This is a genomic window from Aphanizomenon flos-aquae FACHB-1287 (assembly GCF_014698755.1).
Lineage (GTDB): Bacteria > Cyanobacteriota > Cyanobacteriia > Cyanobacteriales > Nostocaceae > Dolichospermum > Dolichospermum flosaquae.
The window spans coordinates 40986-60471 of sequence record NZ_JACJTO010000008.1; the positions used below are offsets into that span (position 1 = coordinate 40986).

General features: G+C 35.1%; 21 protein-coding genes and 1 pseudogene. 16 read left to right on the plus strand and 6 right to left on the minus strand.

Features of this window, described 5'->3' with window-relative positions; translation table 11 throughout:
* Positions 1-30: 30 nt before the first annotated feature.
* The 12 genes and pseudogenes from H6G44_RS05845 (at position 31) to H6G44_RS20710 (ending at position 6846) form a co-directional block, all read left to right on the plus strand.
* A complete protein-coding gene (locus H6G44_RS05845; protein WP_190387453.1) occupies positions 31-1596 on the plus strand; it encodes a hypothetical protein in 1566 nt (521 codons plus the stop codon).
* Between the two features lie 233 nt (positions 1597-1829).
* Positions 1830-2252 carry a DUF29 family protein gene (locus H6G44_RS05850; RefSeq protein WP_190387454.1) on the plus strand — a complete coding sequence of 141 codons (423 nt, stop codon included), beginning with the start codon at positions 1830-1832 and terminating at the stop codon, positions 2250-2252.
* Positions 2253-2309: 57 nt separating this feature from the next.
* The gene (locus H6G44_RS05855) at positions 2310-2894 is read left to right on the plus strand and encodes a Uma2 family endonuclease (RefSeq protein ID WP_190387455.1); all 585 of its coding nucleotides are present in this window, start codon (positions 2310-2312) and stop codon (positions 2892-2894) included.
* Positions 2895-3251: 357 nt separating this feature from the next.
* Entirely contained in the window at positions 3252-3368 is a 117-nt protein-coding gene (locus H6G44_RS20705) for a hypothetical protein (protein ID WP_390802819.1), read from the plus strand.
* 108 nt (positions 3369-3476) lie between these two features.
* The gene (locus tag H6G44_RS05865; RefSeq protein WP_190650990.1) at positions 3477-3689 is read left to right on the plus strand and encodes a hypothetical protein; all 213 of its coding nucleotides are present in this window, start codon (positions 3477-3479) and stop codon (positions 3687-3689) included.
* 95 nt (positions 3690-3784) lie between these two features.
* Entirely contained in the window at positions 3785-4108 is a 324-nt protein-coding gene (locus H6G44_RS05870) for a hypothetical protein (protein ID WP_190387457.1), read from the plus strand.
* Positions 4101-4427 (plus strand): type II toxin-antitoxin system YhaV family toxin, encoded by a 327-nt coding sequence (locus tag H6G44_RS05875; RefSeq protein ID WP_242031762.1) that lies wholly within the window; start codon positions 4101-4103, stop codon positions 4425-4427. The genes H6G44_RS05870 and H6G44_RS05875 overlap by 8 nt, the downstream gene beginning before the upstream one ends.
* Positions 4403-4768, plus strand: a pseudogene (locus H6G44_RS05880) (transposase); the annotation flags it as partial. The gene H6G44_RS05875 and the pseudogene H6G44_RS05880, both read left to right, overlap by 25 nt.
* Positions 4769-5040: 272 nt before the next feature.
* Positions 5041-5622, plus strand: a complete 582-nt coding sequence (locus tag H6G44_RS05885) for a hypothetical protein (RefSeq protein WP_190386400.1) — start codon at positions 5041-5043, stop codon at positions 5620-5622.
* A gap of 10 nt (positions 5623-5632) precedes the next feature.
* Positions 5633-5869, plus strand: coding sequence for a hypothetical protein (locus H6G44_RS05890; RefSeq protein WP_190386401.1), 237 nt, complete (start codon positions 5633-5635; stop codon positions 5867-5869).
* A gap of 17 nt (positions 5870-5886) precedes the next feature.
* The gene (locus tag H6G44_RS05895) at positions 5887-6471 is read left to right on the plus strand and encodes a PIN domain-containing protein (RefSeq protein ID WP_190386402.1); all 585 of its coding nucleotides are present in this window, start codon (positions 5887-5889) and stop codon (positions 6469-6471) included.
* 42 nt (positions 6472-6513) lie between these two features.
* On the plus strand, positions 6514-6846 hold the full coding sequence (locus H6G44_RS20710) for a hypothetical protein (RefSeq protein WP_390802820.1): 333 nt from the start codon (positions 6514-6516) through the stop codon (positions 6844-6846).
* 58 nt (positions 6847-6904) lie between these two features.
* Here the strand turns inward: H6G44_RS20710 and pruA are convergent, their stop codons facing one another.
* Positions 6905-9889, minus strand: a complete 2985-nt coding sequence (gene pruA / locus H6G44_RS05905) for an L-glutamate gamma-semialdehyde dehydrogenase (protein ID WP_190386403.1) — start codon at positions 9887-9889, stop codon at positions 6905-6907.
* Between the two features lie 120 nt (positions 9890-10009).
* Between pruA and H6G44_RS20505 the strand changes: the two genes are divergently transcribed.
* On the plus strand, positions 10010-10144 hold the full coding sequence (locus H6G44_RS20505; RefSeq protein ID WP_276513836.1) for a hypothetical protein: 135 nt from the start codon (positions 10010-10012) through the stop codon (positions 10142-10144).
* Positions 10145-10197: 53 nt separating this feature from the next.
* Here H6G44_RS20505 and chrA read toward each other — a convergent pair whose 3' ends face one another.
* Both chrA and H6G44_RS05915 read right to left on the minus strand, forming a co-directional pair.
* Positions 10198-11385, minus strand: a complete 1188-nt coding sequence (gene chrA, locus H6G44_RS05910; protein WP_190386404.1) for a chromate efflux transporter — start codon at positions 11383-11385, stop codon at positions 10198-10200.
* A 104-nt stretch (positions 11386-11489) separates the two neighbouring features.
* Positions 11490-12479 carry a glycerophosphodiester phosphodiesterase gene (locus H6G44_RS05915; protein ID WP_190386405.1) on the minus strand — a complete coding sequence of 330 codons (990 nt, stop codon included), beginning with the start codon at positions 12477-12479 and terminating at the stop codon, positions 11490-11492.
* Between the two features lie 62 nt (positions 12480-12541).
* On the opposite strand from H6G44_RS05915, the gene ligA reads away from it, so the two are divergent.
* A complete protein-coding gene (gene ligA / locus H6G44_RS05920) occupies positions 12542-14587 on the plus strand; it encodes an NAD-dependent DNA ligase LigA (protein WP_190386406.1) in 2046 nt (681 codons plus the stop codon).
* Between the two features lie 100 nt (positions 14588-14687).
* Positions 14688-15233, plus strand: a complete 546-nt coding sequence (locus tag H6G44_RS05925; protein WP_190386407.1) for a fasciclin domain-containing protein — start codon at positions 14688-14690, stop codon at positions 15231-15233.
* 95 nt (positions 15234-15328) lie between these two features.
* Here the strand turns inward: H6G44_RS05925 and H6G44_RS05930 are convergent, their stop codons facing one another.
* The gene (locus H6G44_RS05930; RefSeq protein ID WP_190386408.1) at positions 15329-15757 is read right to left on the minus strand and encodes a hypothetical protein; all 429 of its coding nucleotides are present in this window, start codon (positions 15755-15757) and stop codon (positions 15329-15331) included.
* A 103-nt stretch (positions 15758-15860) separates the two neighbouring features.
* Here H6G44_RS05930 and pyrE point away from each other — a divergent pair, with 103 nt between their 5' ends.
* A complete protein-coding gene (pyrE, locus tag H6G44_RS05935) occupies positions 15861-16481 on the plus strand; it encodes an orotate phosphoribosyltransferase (protein WP_190386409.1) in 621 nt (206 codons plus the stop codon).
* A 53-nt stretch (positions 16482-16534) separates the two neighbouring features.
* Here the strand turns inward: pyrE and H6G44_RS05940 are convergent, their stop codons facing one another.
* On the minus strand, positions 16535-16777 hold the full coding sequence (locus H6G44_RS05940) for a YgiT-type zinc finger protein (protein ID WP_190386410.1): 243 nt from the start codon (positions 16775-16777) through the stop codon (positions 16535-16537).
* Between the two features lie 614 nt (positions 16778-17391).
* Positions 17392-19392, minus strand: coding sequence for a lipoxygenase family protein (locus H6G44_RS05945; protein WP_190386411.1), 2001 nt, complete (start codon positions 19390-19392; stop codon positions 17392-17394).
* Between the last annotated feature and the right edge of the window lie 94 nt (positions 19393-19486).

Here is a 19486-nt window from a genome sequence, read left to right on the forward strand (position 1 = left end):
TCCATAAATGTTGAATTTAAGGTACAAAAAATGAGTTTTAATAATTTTGCTGAATTACAAGATTTGATTCGGAGTTACAATTCAAAGTCTATTTTAGAAATAGGAACTCGGATATGTTGGGAAAATTTCTACATTCAACAAAAATCACAACAATTCGATTGGTTTTTCTATAATGCTGAACGCAATTCGGCAATTCGGCTAATGCTATTAGCAAGCATGAGTAATCCTCACCGTAAAAAAAATATTCTTGAAGCAGAATTTAATGAGTTTAAATATTTTTTTCTTAATGAAAAAAAGCTAAATCATACTATTGCATATTCAAATGTTCTTCGTCAGGAAGCAGAAACCATATCTAGATGTATTAAAAGTTGGGAAAATAACCCTAAAAATATAAAGAAAGTTAGTAATTGGTTATTAAAACCTAGTGATTTTTTTGATGTAAAGGTAATTGACGGCGAAACAAACTATCTATTTATGCAACGTCAAGTAGCTTTTCGGGGTGAGGGTTTTGGAAACCTAAAGGCTCGCATTCTGAGAACAATCAAATTTATAGAATTTTTAGAAAGTTACTCTAATAGAGAGTTTGGAGAGAGTTATTTAAAATCTAATTTTTTAAAATCCACAGGATTAAGTATAGATATATACTTTAGACAATTTTGGGGTTGTTTAGCTTTATTTAAAAGAAGGGATGGTTACTTTGATTTTTCTCATTTTCCTGGTATTAATCAGGTAATTCAAGAGATGGGCATTACTATTGAAAATCTCAAGTTATTTATTAAGCAAAATAGCGCACCATTTCATTCAGAATCTGAAAATTCATTCCGCAGTAAAGTAAGTAAAAAACTTCAAAATACATCTGAATTTTATAAACCTTTCTTTTACAATTTTTTTCTAGAAAAGCCATTTGTTGAATTTAGCAAAGATCAATTTTATTTACCAGATCCTTTTTCTTTGATTGAATCATGTTGGAATCAAATTGAAAGTTCAATTTTGGAAAACTGGCCTGAAAAAAAACGAAGCAATATTTTAAGTAATTCATTTGAAGAATATCTTGAAAAAGTTCTACTTCCATTTATTGCTCAATCTTTCAACAAAATACCTGAAGTTGAAAATTCTAAAGATCCTTCTGATAAACGTGCTGATTTTCTCATTGAATTGTCTCAGTTCTACATAGTTTTAGAATGTAAAAATAGTCTCATGTCTCTTGATACAAGTAAATATTTCGATCCTGAAGGAATTGCAGAACTTTGGTGTCGTACACACTTAGCAGTTGAGCAAATAGCTGCCACAGTCAAGGCTATTGATATTAAGGATAAGCCAGTAATTCCTGTTATTCTAACTTTTTATGATAGCATGGCATCATCGCTGGTATTGAGAGAAATAATCATGAAGAACAGTAATTATTGTGATATCATGGGTTTGAATATTCCACCAATTGTGTATTCTCTGCACGAATTTGAAGAATGGACATCTAATAGAAGTCTTGATAATTTGGCTAAGTTTATCCCAAAAACACACAATAACCCAAATGTATATGTAGAACCTGATAATCAAGGACATAACTATCAACACTTGGCAGATATTCAACTTTTATAATATTGAATTTGGGTAATATTAAACTTACTATTTGTAGATAAATTTTCTGTGGGTACGGAAGCGAACTGACAAGTCAGCGTTTGCGCGATACCTTCTGTCGGCGCAGCGATCGCTCATACTCTAGCAAAAATTGGTAAAACTTGCACAACAACTGTTATTTTTAGTGGTGTATTTCTAGCGTAGCGTTATCAGCGCTATGCTAGAAATAGCAAACTTCAAGGAGAGAGCAAATCATGGAAGAATTACTAGAACTCAGAGAATTAGTGGTTTCTGGCAACCTAAAAGCGGCTCTATCTTTAATTGATGAATTAGAAGAAATGAGCAAAGAAGATAAAATCAATAAAATTTATAGCTATTGTGTAGTGCTTTTAGTCCATTTAATTAAACAACAGGCAGAAAAAAGGACAACTCATTCTTGGGATGTTTCCATTCGGAATGCTATTGACGCAATTGATCGGATCAACAAACGTAGAAAAGCTGGAGGATATTACATGAACAAAAAAGAAATAGAAGAAATTTTACCAGAAGCTTATAATCGAGCTTTAGATAATGCTTCTTTAGAAGCTTTTGGCGGAATTTATGATGAATTAACCTTAAGAAACATGGTAGATCAAGAATTAATTATTAACCAGGCATTAAATTTTATTTCTAATTAAATAAAGCGCGAACTTATTAACTATCTACAATTAATAAACAAAATCAAGGAGAATAATATGCAAATACAAACTTGCAAACATATTTACACCCCTGAAGAATATTTAGAATTAGAAGAAAAAGCACTTTATAAAAGCGAATATCGGGATGGAGAAATTATTCCTATGACTGGGGGAACTGGTAATCATAATAAAATTACACTAGCTATTGCGGCGATTTTACTATATGCCATGAGACGCAAAAAATATGAAGTTTTTATGGGAGATATGCGTTTATGGATTCCACAATTTAAAGAATATACTTATTCTGATGTAATTGTAACTGATGGTCAAGCTAGTTATACAGGTAAAAATAATACTACTGTGACTAATCCTTTATTAATTGTTGAGGTTCTATCTAAGTCTACAAAAAATTATGATCAGGGTGAGAAATTTACTTTTTATCGTTCTATTCCCCAATTTAAAGAATATGTTTTAGTGGAACAAAATCAATATCAAGTCATGCACTATAGCCAAACTAATGAAGGAGAATGGATTTTTAGAGAATATAAATGTGAAAATGATATTGTTAAATTACAACATCTTGATTTTGAAATTAGTTTAGTTGACATTTATCAAGATGTGAATTTTGACGATAAAGAATAATATTTATTAAGTTCGGATAATTAATTTTACGATATAAAAGGTCAAATCAAAAATGAGACAGTTTATCCTTTGAATGGGCGTTTTTCTATTTCTTCAATGGGTAATAAGTACCCATGCAAAATTAATTATACATTTTAATAATAAATTGATAAAATAAATTATTAATAGAAATAAAGAGAAAAAGATGCGATTTATTAGAGATTTAAACTTTGATACAGCCAAATTACTAGAAAGAATATATAAAGAAAGTGTACATTCTCAAGTTAGACAAAGAGCGCATTGTATTTTATTAAGCTATAAAGGAGTGACAATTCAATTCCTAAATTAATAGAAATTTTTAAAGTAACTAGAGTTACTATATATAACTGGATGAACGATTGGGAAGATAACAGGTTATTAGGATTATATAATCAAAAAGGAAGAGGAAGAAAACTAGCCTTTAATGAAGAACAAAAGCAAAAAATAAAGTCATGAGTAAAACTCTATCCCAAAGATTTAAAAAAAGTATTGGCACAAATTAATCAAGAATGGGGAATAACAGTTAGTAAAGATACAATAAAAAGGATATTGAGAAGTTTAATAATGACATGGAGAAGATTTAAAAGGGGATTAGCAGGAGAACCAGACCCCTTGGAATACAAGGAAAAACAGTTAGAGATTACCAAACTAAAAGAACAAGAAAAACGTGGAGAAATTGATTTAAGATATTTAGACGAAAGCGGGTTTTGTTTAATACCTTATGTACCTTATGGATGGCAAGAAAAAGGAGAAAATATTCCCATCAAAGGAATATAAAATTAATTTTGCTTAGGTACTTATAGTCAATAACCATTGATAAATCCCTATAGATTATTGATATAATGTAATTACATCATGTACATACACAACAAATGAGCAACCCCTACAATATTCGTAGCACCAAAATTGGTAACAGCGCAGGGTTTCGACTTCCTGCTGATTTCTATCGTGAACATCCCCAATTTGCGAATGCAGATGGTTGGATTGAGGTTTTATCACCCGATACAGCAATTGTGCGAATTGTTCCTCAATTAGACGAAGACGATGAAGATGCAGAAGACTCGTTATTAATGCGGTTGTTTCTCGATTTTGCTACCACAGAAGCATTGAGAAATAATACATTACAACCTTATACAACAGAAATGTCTGAAGCTGCTCATAAACTAATTGAAGGTGTGCAATTAGAAGATGAGTAAGTTTATTGGTAATAACTGGGAAATTTATTTTCATCCTCAACTATTTGGTAGTCAATATCAAGCGTTATCAAATCGCGTTACTAATTTGCGAGAACAATTACCAGAAGCAGAGTTTAAAACTCATGCAACAGTGAAACTTTTTGCAGCAATTACTATAGCAATTGAAACCAAAATTACTTCTGATCCTTTTACTAGTCATTTTGTCTTAACGGGTGCATTAAAACGCTATAGTCGAGTCAAAAAAATGGGTTTACCAGAACGGTATCGGCTATTTTTTCGCGCGTTTGATACTCCAGAATTAAAAGCAATTGTGATTTAGAAACGAAAACTGAATTTAGGTTAGTCACGAATTTACCTGCCGATGGAGAGGCAGCAGTTACAGATAATGAAATCAGAGATATTTATCGTTTACGGTGGGGAGTTGAACTGTTATGGAAATTTTTAAAGATGCACCTAAAACTGGATAGATTAATCACTAAAAATGTTAATGGTATTGCTATTCAAATTTATGCTAGTCTTATCGCTTATCTGATTTTACAACTTGTATCTGTTCCGAAAGAATGGGGTGAAAAGATGTTAGATAAATTCCGCTATCTTCAAGCTTGTATGTGTCAACAAATCAGTTATGTTCATTGGATGGAAGATATTATGAAATGTTGACATTTTTACCCTTGATAATACTAGTATACTTAAATATGTAAAGTTTTGTAACGACATTCAACATTTCTGGATCAATTTACATCAATTCTTAATAGTTGCAATTACTTTTGCTGAATCTGGTGAATTTGAGTCTTTGTTTAGTTGGGAAGAAGATCAATCTTGAGTTATTGAATATTAAATACTCAATAAATCCTTATTGTTTTGTAAAAGGCTAAGATATCAATGTATAATTTTGAGATTGTAAAGTAATTGTAAAAAGGGTGTAAAACAAATTGACTACTATCGGAAGTTATCACGTAAAAGTTTTAATTGAATCCAACACTGAGGAAGTTGCTTTTCTTTCTCCAGCAACTATTGATGATATGCCCAAAAATTGGTCTTGTAACTGGTTAAATATCTGGAATGAAACAGCCTCTTACTGTCAAAATATAGTGAAACTTGTTTATAATGATCAAATCTGGGGATTGGTAAAATATAGTCTTTATCCATATACTTATCCTGATCCAAGTCCCCCTATATTTCTGGAAATAAATAATTTAGAAGCACACCCTACAAGTCGAGGAGATGTTGCTACAAGACTAATTGAACCTGTAGCTAAATGGTTGATTTGGTATGCAATAAAGGTTGCTTTCGAGTTTTGTCAAGTAACACCTGATGAATCATTTGTGTGGCTGGAAGCTTTCGATAAAGTTGTGCCATACTATAGTGATAAGGTACAAATGGAGTATCTTGGTTTTTCACGTAGCACTCCCAGTGGAGAAGATTTATATGTATTCAGATTTTCACGAACCGCAGCAGCAGAATTTTGTCGACGACATGAAACAAGATGGGGAAAACCCAAGTTATATGAGTAGTGAGGAAATAATGGTAGGATCAAAAGAGATAATGACTCATGCTCAAAGACAAGCTTTTCTGAAAACATCTTATCTAGGAAAGTTACTTGGTGTTGCACATTTACTCCCCGAAGTTATAGAGGTAACAGAAGAAAGATCAGAAAATTTACCACACCTAAAACGGGTACGCGGACTATTCAAGTCTGAAGAACAAAAAGATCAACAACATAATTCTAGTAATACCGAAGTTGCTAAACATGGAAGTTAGGATTTAGAGCAACACTAATGATCAGAAAAGTTTTATTAGATGATGATATTCTTCTAGATATTCTGCTCGAAAGAGAACCATTTGTAGAAGATTCATCAAAAATTTGGGAATTAATTGAAGCTAAACAAGTAGAGGGTTATGTAACAGTTACAACCCTCAATAAAATCTTTGATGTTGGTAGAGATAACGGAGGATTTGAGATTGCTTGGGAGGCTATATCTGAAATTCGCTCTGTAATGGAAGTTTGCATTATTGATGATAGAATTTTAGAAATAGCTCATTCATATCACCTTAAAGATTTTGAACAATCTATACAATTAGCTTGTGCAAAGTTTTTTAAATTAGACTATATTCTTACTAGAAAAGTTGGATATATTAAATCTTCTCTTCCAACTTCTCTTCAAAACTTAGGGGATTCTTATAAAGAATTTTTTTCTGTAGTTAAACCTACCTCATTTTTGTTCATTTACTTTCCTAGTCATTTGAGTTATGGTTTTTGCAACTCTCTTGAATTTTACAATATTCGGTTTCAATATTACAGAAAACGTATAGAAATTGTTGAAAATATTACTAATAAAACAGATATTCTAGTTAATTATTGATTAAAATATCTCTTAGATTCTATTTCTACTCAATCAATTGAAATACAAAATCAGCAAGAATCTGAAAACAAAATTGCTGTTATCAAGCGAGATATTGCCACTATTGTACGCTATATAATATATGCAATTTTAGCTGAAAAGTTAACTTTAGATGATAATTATATAAATAGTTGTTTTACAGAATGTAACTCTCTTAATATATCACGTCAATCTTTAATTATTGCTTTACAACATAAGAAAGAATTAACTATTAAACTTACTACTCAACCAGCTAATCAAGATATTGATTTTTCTGACTTGAATTATAATAATATTTTGGTTAATGAGATAAGCAGATATTTTGATCAATTTATAATTAAACTCACATCATATTAATTTTATATCCCCAACCTCTTAAAGAAGTCGGGGATATTTATAAACCCCTACAAATTAATTATTCATTACCTTCAATTGGTGCAAAACCTTGACGTTGGATGTTTTCTGTGATATGGCGTGGTTCTAGGAATTGCAAAAGATAATCTGGTCCTCCTGCTTTTGAACCGACTCCAGAAAGTTTAAATCCACCGAAAGGTTGACGAGATACCATTGCACCAGTTATATTCCGGTTAATGTATAAATTCCCTACTTCAAATTCCGCTCGCGCTTGTTCAATGTGGGAAGGTGTGCGAGAATAAAGACCACCAGTTAAAGCGTAATTTGTGCCATTGGCAACTTCTATTGCTTCTTGAAAATCTTTAACTCTAATTACCGCTAAAACAGGTCCAAATATTTCCTGTTGTGCTATGACTCCATTTGCGGGTACTTCTGAAAAAATCACAGGTCCAATAAAATATCCTTGGGTGGGTGCGGGTAACTCTAAAGCTAATTTAGCTTCTTTTTTGCCCTCTTCAATATATTCTAAAATGCGAGCTTGAGCATTAGCGTCAATTACCGGACCAACTTGGGTACTGGGTAATTCCGTTTCCCCAATATTTAAAGATTTTGTTGCTTCTACCAACCTTTCTACAAAAGCATCATAAATAGGTTCAAGCACAATTACCCGTGAACAAGCAGAACATTTTTGTCCACTATAACCGAAAGCAGATTGGACAACGCCGACAACAGCTTGGTCTAAATCAGCACTTTCATCAACAATGATGGCATTTTTGCCTCCCATTTCTGCAATTACCTTTTTAAGGTGCTTTTGACCAGGTTTCAACATTGCTGCTTCTGCGTAAATTCTACAACCTACTTCCTGAGAACCAGTAAAAGCAATAACATGAGTATCAGGATGATTTACCAAATAAGCACCGACTTGAGAACCCTTACCAGGGACGTATTGAAAAACACCCTTTGGTATTCCAGCTTCTATTAATATTTCTGTAAATTTTGCAGTAATTACAGAAGAAGTTTCCGCAGGTTTGAGTAGAGTACAATTTCCTGAAACTAAAGCTGCAACAGTCATACCGCAAGCAATAGCCAAAGGAAAATTCCAGGGAGAAATGACAATAGCGATACCTTTCGGCTGATAAATATAACGATTGGTTTCACCAACAACATCATAAATTATACCTTTATCCAGCCTTTCCATTTCCTCAGCGTAATAAAAACAAAAATCAATTGCTTCCGAAACTTCCGCGTCAGCTTCCTTAACGGGTTTTCCTACTTCCAAAACTATCCAAGCGGAAAGTTCGGCGCGTCTTTGTTCCATTAACGTCCCAGCTTGACGCAAAATATCAGCACGTTGTTTGACTGGAGTTTTCTTCCAAGCTGGAAAAGCAGCTTTAGCAAATTTCATTGCTTCCTCAGCTTGTTCAATGCTAAGTAAACCCACCTTACCAACAACTTGATTAAAATTAGAAGGGTTAAGAGAGTCTACAAAAGTTGAAGTATTCACATATTCCCCATTCAGCAAAGGTAAATAAGTCTTACCCAACTGCTGACGGACATTTTCAAAAGCCAAACTCGACCTATTCCTTCTCTCCTCCTCCGCAAAATCCGTATCCGCAACACCAACAAAACCTTCCTTCTCTTCTTTGCTCCTTTGCGCCTTTGCGCGAAACATATCTATAATTGGAGGTGCTAGTAATTCTTCAACCGGACGATTTTCCAGATTTTGCCGTAAAAAGGAACTATTTGCGGTATTTTCCAACAAACGACGAATTAAATAAGCCATTCCCGGTAATAAGTCACCGTAGGGACAATAGACGCGGACGCGATAACCCTTATCTACCAAGGCTTTGGCTATTTTATCACCCATGCCGTACAGAACTTGCATTTCAAAACGACGACGGGGAACTTGAAGATTTTCCGCAATAGCTATGGCGCGAGATTGCGATCGCACATTATGACTACCTATGGCAGAATAGACATACTGATGATTTTCTAGCAATAACTGGGTAATAACTTCAAAATTGGCATCTGTGGCGACTTTATCATTATAAACTGGTTGCGGCCAATGTTTTTGAGCGGCTTTGATGGTTTCCTGGTCCCAATACGCACCTTTAACCAAGCGAATAGTAAGAGGATAACCCCGTTGTTTTAACCAAGCAATGATATCTCTAGCGTCCTGTTCACTGTCACGCAGATATGCTTGAATGGTCATACCAATATCGGTACGTTGACGAAATTCCGCTTCTAGTAAAAGTTTTTTGAGAATGGTGAAAGTAATATCTTTATAGGCGTATTGTTCCATATCAAAATGGACTGCTGTACCTAATTCCTTGGCACGACGGAGTAAAGTCCGAATATGTTCGCTTACTTTCGCTTCACTACCTTCAGCATCTAAAGGGTCAAATTGGGAATAAAACGCCGTTAATTTGACGGAAACCTGGACTTTAGGGATATTTTCGCCGTCTGCTTCGTCAATAGCTGGAATTTTCGCCCAATTTTGTGACGCTTCGACCAATTGCTGCATCAATTCCAAGTATCTTTCTAAATAAGATTGTGCCTCTATTTCCGTAATTACCGCTTCACCAAGTAAGTCAATAGTGAAAGCCATTTTCTCTTTTCGCAGTCTCTCAACGGTTTTGATGACTTGCTTGATATTTTCCCCAGAAATATATTTATGTGCTAAAGTTTGCACAGCAGTTCCCACTGTTGTCGCTGCTACCTGTGCGGGCATAGAATCAGGGTTAGCAAAGTTTAAAATCGCTTTTAAAGCCGTCGGTAATTCTACTGATTCATCTCCCAAATATTCTTGTAAATGGGAGGCAATTTCTGATTTACTATGTAAAGCGGGTAAAGTATCTATGAACCGAAATAGTTGTACTCTTAAGCCGGGGTTACTCATAGCCCAGTCGAGTAATTTATCATCCCAGCGCATTTGGTCGCGTAAAGCACCTAAAAATGAGCGATTTTCTTGGGTAGCAGCGAGAACCTGTTTAGCAATTTCCTGGGTTTTCGCTTCATAAGTGCTGTTTTCTACTTGTAATATCATAAAATTTGTTAGTTGTTAGTAGTTATTTGTCAGTTCCCAAGCTGGATTTTTTTGAGTAATGTTGAATGATTGTGTAAAAATGAACTAGGGTGTTGTTTTTAACGTAGCAAGCACCATTTTATGAACCTTCCTAGTGATTTTGAATGTGATTTCATTGAATACTTGGAAAATTGGACTTTAGTACCTTTGGAAATAGGTATAGTCTGCTTAGGAGGTTGTACAAAAAGACCGACAAATACACAATTACAAGTATGATGCACAAAAGCAAATAGTCGCAATGGGGAAATTCTAGCAGATAATTTATATTTTTAACCAAGATAACCCAAGATTAAGGCCACCCAACCAATAATACTACCACCTAAAATTAGGTACATGGCATTAATGCGGTAGAAAAGCACTAAAATTGCGGAAATCACAGAAATTCCTAAACCTAAAAAATCTAGATCATGGGTTTTTGGTAATATTAAAGTAGCCATTCCTAATTGCATTGTAGTTAACACCATTAATGCTAAAGCACTAACATTTACAGCATCTAAAAAAGGTCTTGTCCAAGATGATTTGCGAATAGGATTCATGAGAGGATTTAAAGCAGCTACAAATAAAAATGAAGGGAGAAAAATTCCTATAGTTGCTACAGTTGCTCCGGGAAATCCAGCAATTATATAACCAATAAATGTCGCGGTAGAAAGCACTGGACCCGGTGTAAATTGTCCGATAGCAATACTATCTAATAATTGTTGTTGTGTTAACCAACCATATTCTTCTACGAGTCCTTTTTGTAAAAAGGCTATTAGTAAATAACCACCTCCAAAGAGAATACTACCAACTTTTAAAAAGAATAAACCCAATTTCCACACAGGTACAGATATATGACTATTTATGGCTGTACTCATTGTGGTTGTTTGTAAAAATGTTTCTGTGGTTAAACCCAGAATAATTAAGTTAGTTTGATTACTACTGCTCAACCAAATCATTCCTAATATTCCTCCTAGTAATAAAGCTACAACTTCGTTGACTTTAGCAAACCAAGTTATTAACCCAACTACTATAGAAATTATCAATAATTTTCTAGTTTTTACCGCTTTTTTTCCCAAACCCCAAATCGCATTAATAATAATTGCTAAAACAACAGGTTTAATCCCATAAAGTAAAGGTAAAACTTGAGGTAAAGTCCCATAATTGACATATAGCCAAGCAAATAAACCCGTAATTAAAACCGCAGGTAAAATAAAACAAACTCCAGCAATAATTAATCCTAACCACCCTGCATAAATGTATCCTATATGAATGGCCATTTCTGTGGAATTTGGACCAGGAATTAAGTTAGTTACACCCAATAAATCTAAAAAATGTTCTTGTGTCAACCATTGACGACGTTTAACTACTTCATCTTCTATCATAGCAATATGTGCAACTGGTCCACCAAAACCAATAATACCTAATTTGAGAAATAGTTTTGCAATTTCGGTTAAGCGATTTAATGATGATTTATTCATGGTTTCTGACTAAGAATTAAGAATAATTAAACACAGATGAACGCAGATTAACGCAGATAAAGATGGATGAATTTTAGGATTTTGATAAGGGATAGATTCATTATTTATTTTTTATTAAGGTAGCAATATTTCTGCTTTACAGCTAGATCTGGATAATCACTAAATACACCATTTACTCCTAAATTTAAAAATATTTCATATTCTCTTTGTGGATTTCCTTGTAAGTCTAAAGGTAGGAAAACATCTTCATTTCTAAATGTCCAAGTATGAACTTGTAAATTAGCTGCATGAGCATCTATAATTAAGGATGTCGGTGATAATAATTTACCATGACTATCGCTAGGAATCAATAAGTTTTTATGTACACCTATTGCTTGAGCATATTCTGCAATTTCTCTCAAACCTTTTTGAGTTAATAAATCTTGATATGTGCGAGAATCATGATTAATGATAAAATCGTAGGGTTTCCCAAGATCATTAATTAATTGCACTAATGGTAAATCTGTTTTCTGCGATAATTCTTTGAGATTGCTAACTTCAAATGATTGAATAAATACAGGTAAATTAATCCCCTGCAAATTCCATAATAAAGCTTCCTCTAATGGTAAACCAAGCACCTGAAAATAACTGGGATGTTTAGTTTCTGGATAAATGCCAATATTGCGAGCAATTTTTTGACTTTTATGCTTGACTAAATCAATGATTTCTGCAAAAGTGGGAATAGTAAATATATTGTCATAAACTGTATTTTGAGGACGAAGTTCAGGAATACGTTCTTTTGCTGTTAAAGTTTTGATTTGTGCTATGGTAAGATCTTCTGTAAACCAACCAATTTTAATTTCACCATCAATGATTTTCCTGGTTTTTAAATAAGCAAATTCTGGATGATTAGCAATATCCGTAGTTTCCGATATTTCATTTTCATGACGTGCAATTAAAATACCATCTTTAGTCATCACTAAATCGGGTTCAATATAATCAGCACCTAAATCAATTGCTAACTCATAACCTGCTAAAGTATGTTCAGGACGGTAGCCACTTGCACCACGATGAGCGATAATAATAGGAGACTGACTTGTAAAGGTTTGAATCATGGATACTTGTTACTTTTCTTATAATTAAAATCCCACCGTTATTATTTTTTGTTATAAAACTGATGATGTCAACTCAACCTCAAGTAAAACGCATAGAAGAATTACGGCGCTTATTACAACAAGCTAGTTATGCCTATTATGTACTAGACGCGCCAACAATGGAAGATACAGTTTATGATCGGCTGTATCGGGAATTGCAAGAACTAGAAACGAAAAATCCAGAATTAATTACCCATGATAGTCCAACTCAGCGTATTGGTGAGCGTCCTGCAACTCACTTTACCTCAATCCGTCATAATATTCCCCTGTATAGTCTGGAAAATGCCTTTAATATTGAAGAATTGCAAAATTGGGATCAACGTTGGCGACGACACTCATTAACTCAGTATAATAGCGGAGAAATAGAATATGTATCTGAGTTAAAAATTGATGGTGCTGCTTTAGCATTAACTTATGAAAATGGCGTTCTAACAAGGGGTGCAACCAGAGGAGATGGAGTAACAGGTGAGGATATTACCCAGAATGTGAGAACTATTCGCTCAATCCCCCTCCGTTTGAATTTTAACGACTTAGAAAATATTGCTAAAGTGGAAGTACGGGGAGAAGTGTTTTTACCTTTACAAGTATTCAAGGAAATTAACGAGAAAAGACAAAAAGCAGGTGAACAGGTATTTGCTAACCCGCGTAATGCCGTAGCTGGTACGCTCAGACAATTAGATTCCCGTATTGTTGCACAACGACAGTTAGATTTTTTCGCCTATACTTTACATATTACTGGCTTAGATGATTCTAGTATTGCCAATACCCAATGGCAAGCTTTGGAACTATTGCAAAAAATGGGTTTTCGAGTTGATACCAATCATAAACTCTGCCATTCTATTGCTGAAATTTCCGAATATTACCAATATTGGGATACAGAACGGCTCAACTCTCCCTATATGACGGATGGAGTTGTAGTTAAATTAAATACTTTTAGACTACAGGAACAACTGGGGTTTACACAGAAGTTTCCACGGTGGGCTATAGCTTTAAAATATCCCGCCGAAGAAGCCCCAACCCGTGTAGAAAAAATTACAGTCAATGTCGGCAGAACCGGCGCATTAACACCTTTAGCGGAAATGTTGCCCGTACAATTAGCGGGAACAACTGTTTCCCGTGCTACTTTACATAACAGCGATCGCATCGAACTATTAGATATCCGTATTGGTGACACAGTAATTGTACGCAAAGCAGGGGAAATCATTCCCGAAGTAGTCCGGGTAATTAAAGAACTGCGTCCTACTGATACCCACCCCTTTATCATGCCTTCCCATTGTCCCGTCTGTGGACAACTAGTGGTTAGAGAAACTGGAGAAGCAGTTACTAGATGTGTAAATGCTTCCTGTCCCGCCATTCTTAAAGGTGAAATTGAACACTGGGTAAGTCGTGACGCTTTGGATATTAAAGGAGTTGGAGAAAAACTAGTGTATCAATTAGTAGATAAAAAATTAATACATTCCGTTGCTGATTTATACGAATTGACAAAAGAACAACTATGTGTATTAGAACGCATGGGAGAAAAATCAGCGGAAAAATTGATTAAAGCGATCGCCCAATCAAAAAATCAACCTTGGTCTAGAGTATTATATGGTTTAGGCATCCGTCACGTTGGTAGCGTCAACGCCCAATTATTAACAGAGAAGTTTACCACTGTTGAAGAATTAACAGCGGCCAGACAATCAGATATTGCGGGTGTTTATGGTATTGGTGCAGAAATCGCCCAATCAGTCTACCAATGGTTGCGGACTCCAGCCAATCAAAGCTTAATATCCCGTCTCCAAGGAATAGGGTTACAATTAGCAAATAGCGCCGAAGCTCAAGTAGTGGGCGAAATTAATCAAAAATTTGCTGGTAAAACCTTTGTAGTAACTGGCACATTACCAACTTTGAAAAGAGAAGAAGCAAAGGCCTTAATTCAAAAATCCGGCGGTAAAATCACGGAATCAGTTAGCAAAAAAACAGACTTTTTGGTTGTAGGAGCAGATGCCGGTTCTAAATTAGACAAAGCCCAGAATTTAGGCATTAGTCAATTGACAGAGGCGCAGTTATTGGCAATGCTGGCAGAATAGTTATAAACTCACATAAATTATTAAATTATGTTACATTTCCTATTGTGAAGATAAACTCACAAAGATGCTCAGGTCCTAAACACTTTTTTACTAAGAAACCATGAATTACCTAATTAATAAAACAGTTGGTATTGCCATAGCCGCAACTACCCTTCTGGTCAGCGTTCCTACTTTTGCCCAAACCGCAAACGCGCCTAAACCTCATACAATCCCTACTGCAAAGACAGCCAGTACAATTGTCGAAATTGCCAGCGCCAACAGTTCTTTGAAAACCCTAGTCACAGCTATCAAAGCCGCCGGCTTAGTCGAAACCCTTTCTGGTCCAGGACCATTCACTGTATTTGCACCTACAAACACAGCATTTAAAGCCTTACCAAAGGGAACTTTAGAAAAACTCCTCAAACCAGAAAATAAAGCCACCTTAGTCAAAATTTTGACTTATCATGTAGTTCCTGGGTCAGTTACTTCTAAGACCATCAAAGCTGGTGGTGTCAAAACAGTTGAAGGTGCTTCAGTGAATATTCAAGTTAAGAAAGGTCGAGTCACTATAGATAAAGCTAAAGTTACCAAAACAGATATTAAAGCCAGTAACGGCGTGATTCATTTAATTGATAAAGTGCTACTTCCTCCTGATGTCAAATTGTAGAATTTTTAGCAACTCAGATTCCTAAATTTTTTCAGAATTTGGGAATCTGATAGTTTTGAGTTTTGGGTTTTAATTCACCCCAGAACTCATTATTTTTACCGAGGTGGTAAATTTTTAAAGCGGTATTCAGTCCCAACTTTTAGCTGATTAGCATTATAGCGAGGAGTCATTAACAGAGAAGAATTATAGGGATTGGGTAAGTCAGGTGTGCGAATATACGGATCATTTGTTGCTTGTTGAGAAAGCGCGTCATGATAAAGCTTATTTACTGATTCTCCATCTTTAGCGATTTCATTGTCAGGAAAAGCAGCACCAAATTTACGCCCAATGCCAATTAACGAGCCTACTTGACGCTCTAAACTGGTATTTCCGTAAAAAGTAGAATCATAGCTAAAATAAGCTCTTTCAAAAGCATCATCTGTTGTTTGATAGTCAGGTGTTTCAGCTTTAGCGACTGAAGAAAGGACAAAACTAGTAGTAACAAGTACCAGTAAACAACTCAATGCTGGAAATTTTATACCCATTATGGTTAACTCCTCAATTTTTGGGTGCATCTTAATTTATGCTTAAGTGGTTGAACTTTGTTGAGTTTCAACTTTGGTGTAACACAACTTTTAATTGTTTGTAATGTCTGATTCCACTCAAACCCCTAGCAACCAAGACATTTGGGCTGCTACCACTGATTTAACTACTCTGCGTCAAAAGTTACTTGATTTATTTTGCCAGCTTGCGTATCAAGAAGGCGATTTTGTTCTTTCCTCTGGACAACGTAGTTCTTATTATATTAATGGTAAACAAGTTACACTTCATCCCCAAGGTGCTTTAGCTATAGGTAGGCTGGTGCTGCCAATGCTACCCGATGATACTCAGGCGGTAGCGGGTTTAACCTTGGGTGCTGATCCGATTGTATCAGCCTTAAGTGTAGTTTCTGTGTATGAAAATAGACCGATACCAGCTTTGATTATTCGTAAAGAAACAAAGGGACATGGGACAATGGCTTATATTGAAGGTCCTAGTTTATCCCCAGGTGCAAAAGTTGTGGTTTTAGAAGATGTCGTGACAACTGGACAATCCGCACTCAAGGCTGTGGAACGCTTACAAGCGGCAGGTTATACGGTAGACCGGGTAATTTCCCTAATAGATAGATTACAAGGGGGTAGGGCGTTATATGAGTCCGCTGGGTTGCAATTTGAGGCTTTATTTACGATTCAGAATCTTCAGGAACGGTATCGAGAAATTAACTTATAACAGAAGTCGGAAATAGGACGCAACTGGAATCATCTAAAACTGGAGAAAGTTAATTAAACAGAAATACGGAAAGATTGACCAATAACTTGAAAATCTTCTGTTTGTTGATTTTTCAGTTTATCACGGATTTGAGTAAATTGGTGAAGAATGTCTGATTTATATAGCTTTCCGCCGCATTTTGCACAAACTTCTGCTTCTACCTGGATAATAGCCGTATGATTCCCTCCTTTTAACATTTTTTCAATTTGCTTAGTTTGTAACTTACCTTGACAAGTCGGACACGTTTGGTTTTTCATACTAATACATCTTAATGTGATAATTAATCCAGTGTTGAGGCTGGTAACTATAAACAGGGGCTAAAATTGGATTGCTGCTGTTTTGATCATAGCCTCAAATTTTATGAATGGGTTGAGGGGCATATTTTCTCAGTGTGTTAAATTGTGGTGGATAGGGTGTATTATTGGGGTATTATTCGATAATTTTGTTTTATATGTCAAATTGAAGAAAAATATCAAATAACTCAAATTCAGGTTTTACATCAAAAATATTAGGTGGTATTGATTCCATAGCTAAAATATCCTTAATTTTCTCAATGTTCTTGATATATTACTTAAATTATGAAAACAAAAACAAACCGCAAATATACGTAATTAGATTCCCAATTGAAGAAGTCGGGGGTCTATTCTATCTACAGCACTTTCCGGTGTTATGAGGTACATATTTAGCGAGCAATATGCCTCCACCACAATAGTTTGATAATTCAACTTTGTACCCCATAAGAGCGGAAACCACTGTCGTGCAGCTATAAATAGCGTCTGAATGTAAGTCCTGAGCAGCAATTTCTAGCTATTGATCAGGAGCAAGATTTTCACTCCCTATCTCAAAATATGCTGGAACTACTGAACTTTGTTTAAACGTTAATCAACGCTCTAATGTTACTAATTTCATAATCAAGATCAGCAAATTCTTTCTTATAACGCGCCAATGTCGTTCTTAATTCTTCAGGAATATCATCATCTTCATTCTTGAGAATATAGCCGTATTTAATTGCAGTGAGAACATTGACCATATAGATCAGATTAGTAGATTCTAAGATATTAGGAGCGATCGCTGGATCATTTTCACTACCAAAACTACCACCCCGTAATGCCAGTGAATTATAGAAAATTTCCCCACCTTCATCAGCTTGAGCATCATTTACCCAAGAATGCCAAAAAGTAATGTGGAAAATCACATAACGACACAACTCTTTCAAGTTCTGAATATCTGTAGCACTGGGTTGGTCAGAAGTAGTAATTGGGCGAGTTGCCTTGACTGTACCATTAATCGTTGTTCTGGGTATCTCAGGATGATCAAGCTCATTGTGATCATACAAATCGTAGTCACTATCATTGCTTACCACCAAAGGTTGATAAGCCACACTATGCTCCACTATATCATCAGATAAACGGTGAATTTCTGCCCAATCCTTCACAATTTCCTCTTGATAATTTTGGAAGAAACTATCAATATATTCAGTTAAAACTTGCCAGTAAAGATTAGCAATTTTCGCAAAAGTATGACCATCAAAAATTGGCTGACGAGGTTTCCAACCTTTCCAATCATAACTGGCCATTCTTTCCTTACAGATTTGCACCACAGAACCAGGAGTTAAGGGTCCATTAGTAGTAACTAAACCTACAGTTGGAGATACTAATACTTCATCAGCCCGTTGATTAATATTAACCAAACTTTTCACATGAGGCAATAACATCAAGCGCACAGGATTTTTGCGTAAATTGCGGAAAGCAGCAATTGTATATTGCTCCATTTGTAAATGAGCCTTAATATAATGCTCAATCATTTCTGCCGCAAAGAAACTATTAGTACGGAAAATTCGTTTCGCTTGTAACCATTTTTCCCCATCTTGAGGAGTATAGGTAACAGGATCTTTCAAAGGAGAATGGGGAGCTAAAGAATCAGGATAACGACTTTGTACAGTAATTGCAGTTACCACCAACTTATTATCTTTGAGTTCCAAAAAGGCTTCTACATTATTGAGGTCGTGGTCATTATCCTTTTCATAATTGTCCCAATTGAATCCTGTTTTAAACAGATTTGGGTTCTGCTTATTCCGTTTCAGCAAACAGGGATTCATCCCATTGAGAATCCGTAACACAAAATATTCATCACTTCTGGTATAACCAGGATTTTTCTGATCTAATTTAATGGTTAAATTGGGAGGATAAGCCGCTTGAATTTCTGGTAAAGTTGGCTGATTAGGATTAAGAGTATTAGTAATAACGTGCTTGGCTTTAATAGGAACTAAACCACTAGCAGCATCATAACCTTGAAGAGTCCGACCAACTGAATAATCATCGGGTGTTCCTTCTAATTCACTGAAAAATAGACGGGCAAAATGGCTATCAGGTTTATACAACCAGTAAGGAACAGTGCAAGTACCAAAGTCAAATTCTTTGTCCTTTACATTATCTGAACCTTTGATAATATAGGCAATGCGATAAGTAGAAACTGGTTGCTCATCTTGATCAAAATGAATCCGACTATCTAACAATCTTAATTCTAAATCTGGAACATCTAAAAATCCTGCTTTGGCTGGATCATAGTAGATAGTAAACTGACCATTGTAATCGGTAATTCCTGTGCCTAAATAAGCTCCAGGAGTACCAATATCTCTGTCCCACAATTCTAATTGAATATTGTGCAATGGCTTGTTGCTATCACTAAAAACTAACTTACCTTTGACTTTGGATAATTGCTCAAGAGGTTTGTCAAACTTCTGTTCTTTGAGTTGAACAATACTTTTTTTAGCTGCTTTCTCGGCTTTCTTTTTACCTAAAGCACTATCGGCTACTTTAATGCCTAAAACTTGTTTGACTTCACTGACAATTTTATTGATTTTATCTGACATAATGATAACTCCTTGTGAATGGATTTAGTGGGAAGATTTGTAGTTTAAACCTTTCAATTTAAGGACTGAAGGAGAAAACAAGCCCAATTTAATA

Coding starts and splice junctions, on each gene's coding strand:
- ligA (WP_190386406.1), top strand. CDS start 12,542: ATGATGTCAACTCAACCTCAAGTAAAACGCATAGAAGAATTACGGCGC.
- H6G44_RS05945 (WP_190386411.1), bottom strand. CDS start 19,392: ATGTCAGATAAAATCAATAAAATTGTCAGTGAAGTCAAACAAGTTTTA.
- H6G44_RS05895 (WP_190386402.1), top strand. CDS start 5,887: ATGATCAGAAAAGTTTTATTAGATGATGATATTCTTCTAGATATTCTG.
- H6G44_RS05890 (WP_190386401.1), top strand. CDS start 5,633: ATGGTAGGATCAAAAGAGATAATGACTCATGCTCAAAGACAAGCTTTT.
- H6G44_RS20505 (WP_276513836.1), top strand. CDS start 10,010: ATGAACCTTCCTAGTGATTTTGAATGTGATTTCATTGAATACTTGGAA.
- pyrE (WP_190386409.1), top strand. CDS start 15,861: ATGTCTGATTCCACTCAAACCCCTAGCAACCAAGACATTTGGGCTGCT.
- H6G44_RS05915 (WP_190386405.1), bottom strand. CDS start 12,479: ATGATTCAAACCTTTACAAGTCAGTCTCCTATTATTATCGCTCATCGT.
- H6G44_RS05870 (WP_190387457.1), top strand. CDS start 3,785: ATGAGCAACCCCTACAATATTCGTAGCACCAAAATTGGTAACAGCGCA.
- H6G44_RS05845 (WP_190387453.1), top strand. CDS start 31: ATGAGTTTTAATAATTTTGCTGAATTACAAGATTTGATTCGGAGTTAC.
- H6G44_RS05930 (WP_190386408.1), bottom strand. CDS start 15,757: ATGGGTATAAAATTTCCAGCATTGAGTTGTTTACTGGTACTTGTTACT.
- H6G44_RS05855 (WP_190387455.1), top strand. CDS start 2,310: ATGCAAATACAAACTTGCAAACATATTTACACCCCTGAAGAATATTTA.
- H6G44_RS05940 (WP_190386410.1), bottom strand. CDS start 16,777: ATGAAAAACCAAACGTGTCCGACTTGTCAAGGTAAGTTACAAACTAAG.
- pruA (WP_190386403.1), bottom strand. CDS start 9,889: ATGATATTACAAGTAGAAAACAGCACTTATGAAGCGAAAACCCAGGAA.
- H6G44_RS05925 (WP_190386407.1), top strand. CDS start 14,688: ATGAATTACCTAATTAATAAAACAGTTGGTATTGCCATAGCCGCAACT.
- H6G44_RS05875 (WP_242031762.1), top strand. CDS start 4,101: ATGAGTAAGTTTATTGGTAATAACTGGGAAATTTATTTTCATCCTCAA.
- chrA (WP_190386404.1), bottom strand. CDS start 11,385: ATGAATAAATCATCATTAAATCGCTTAACCGAAATTGCAAAACTATTT.
- H6G44_RS05850 (WP_190387454.1), top strand. CDS start 1,830: ATGGAAGAATTACTAGAACTCAGAGAATTAGTGGTTTCTGGCAACCTA.
- H6G44_RS05865 (WP_190650990.1), top strand. CDS start 3,477: ATGACATGGAGAAGATTTAAAAGGGGATTAGCAGGAGAACCAGACCCC.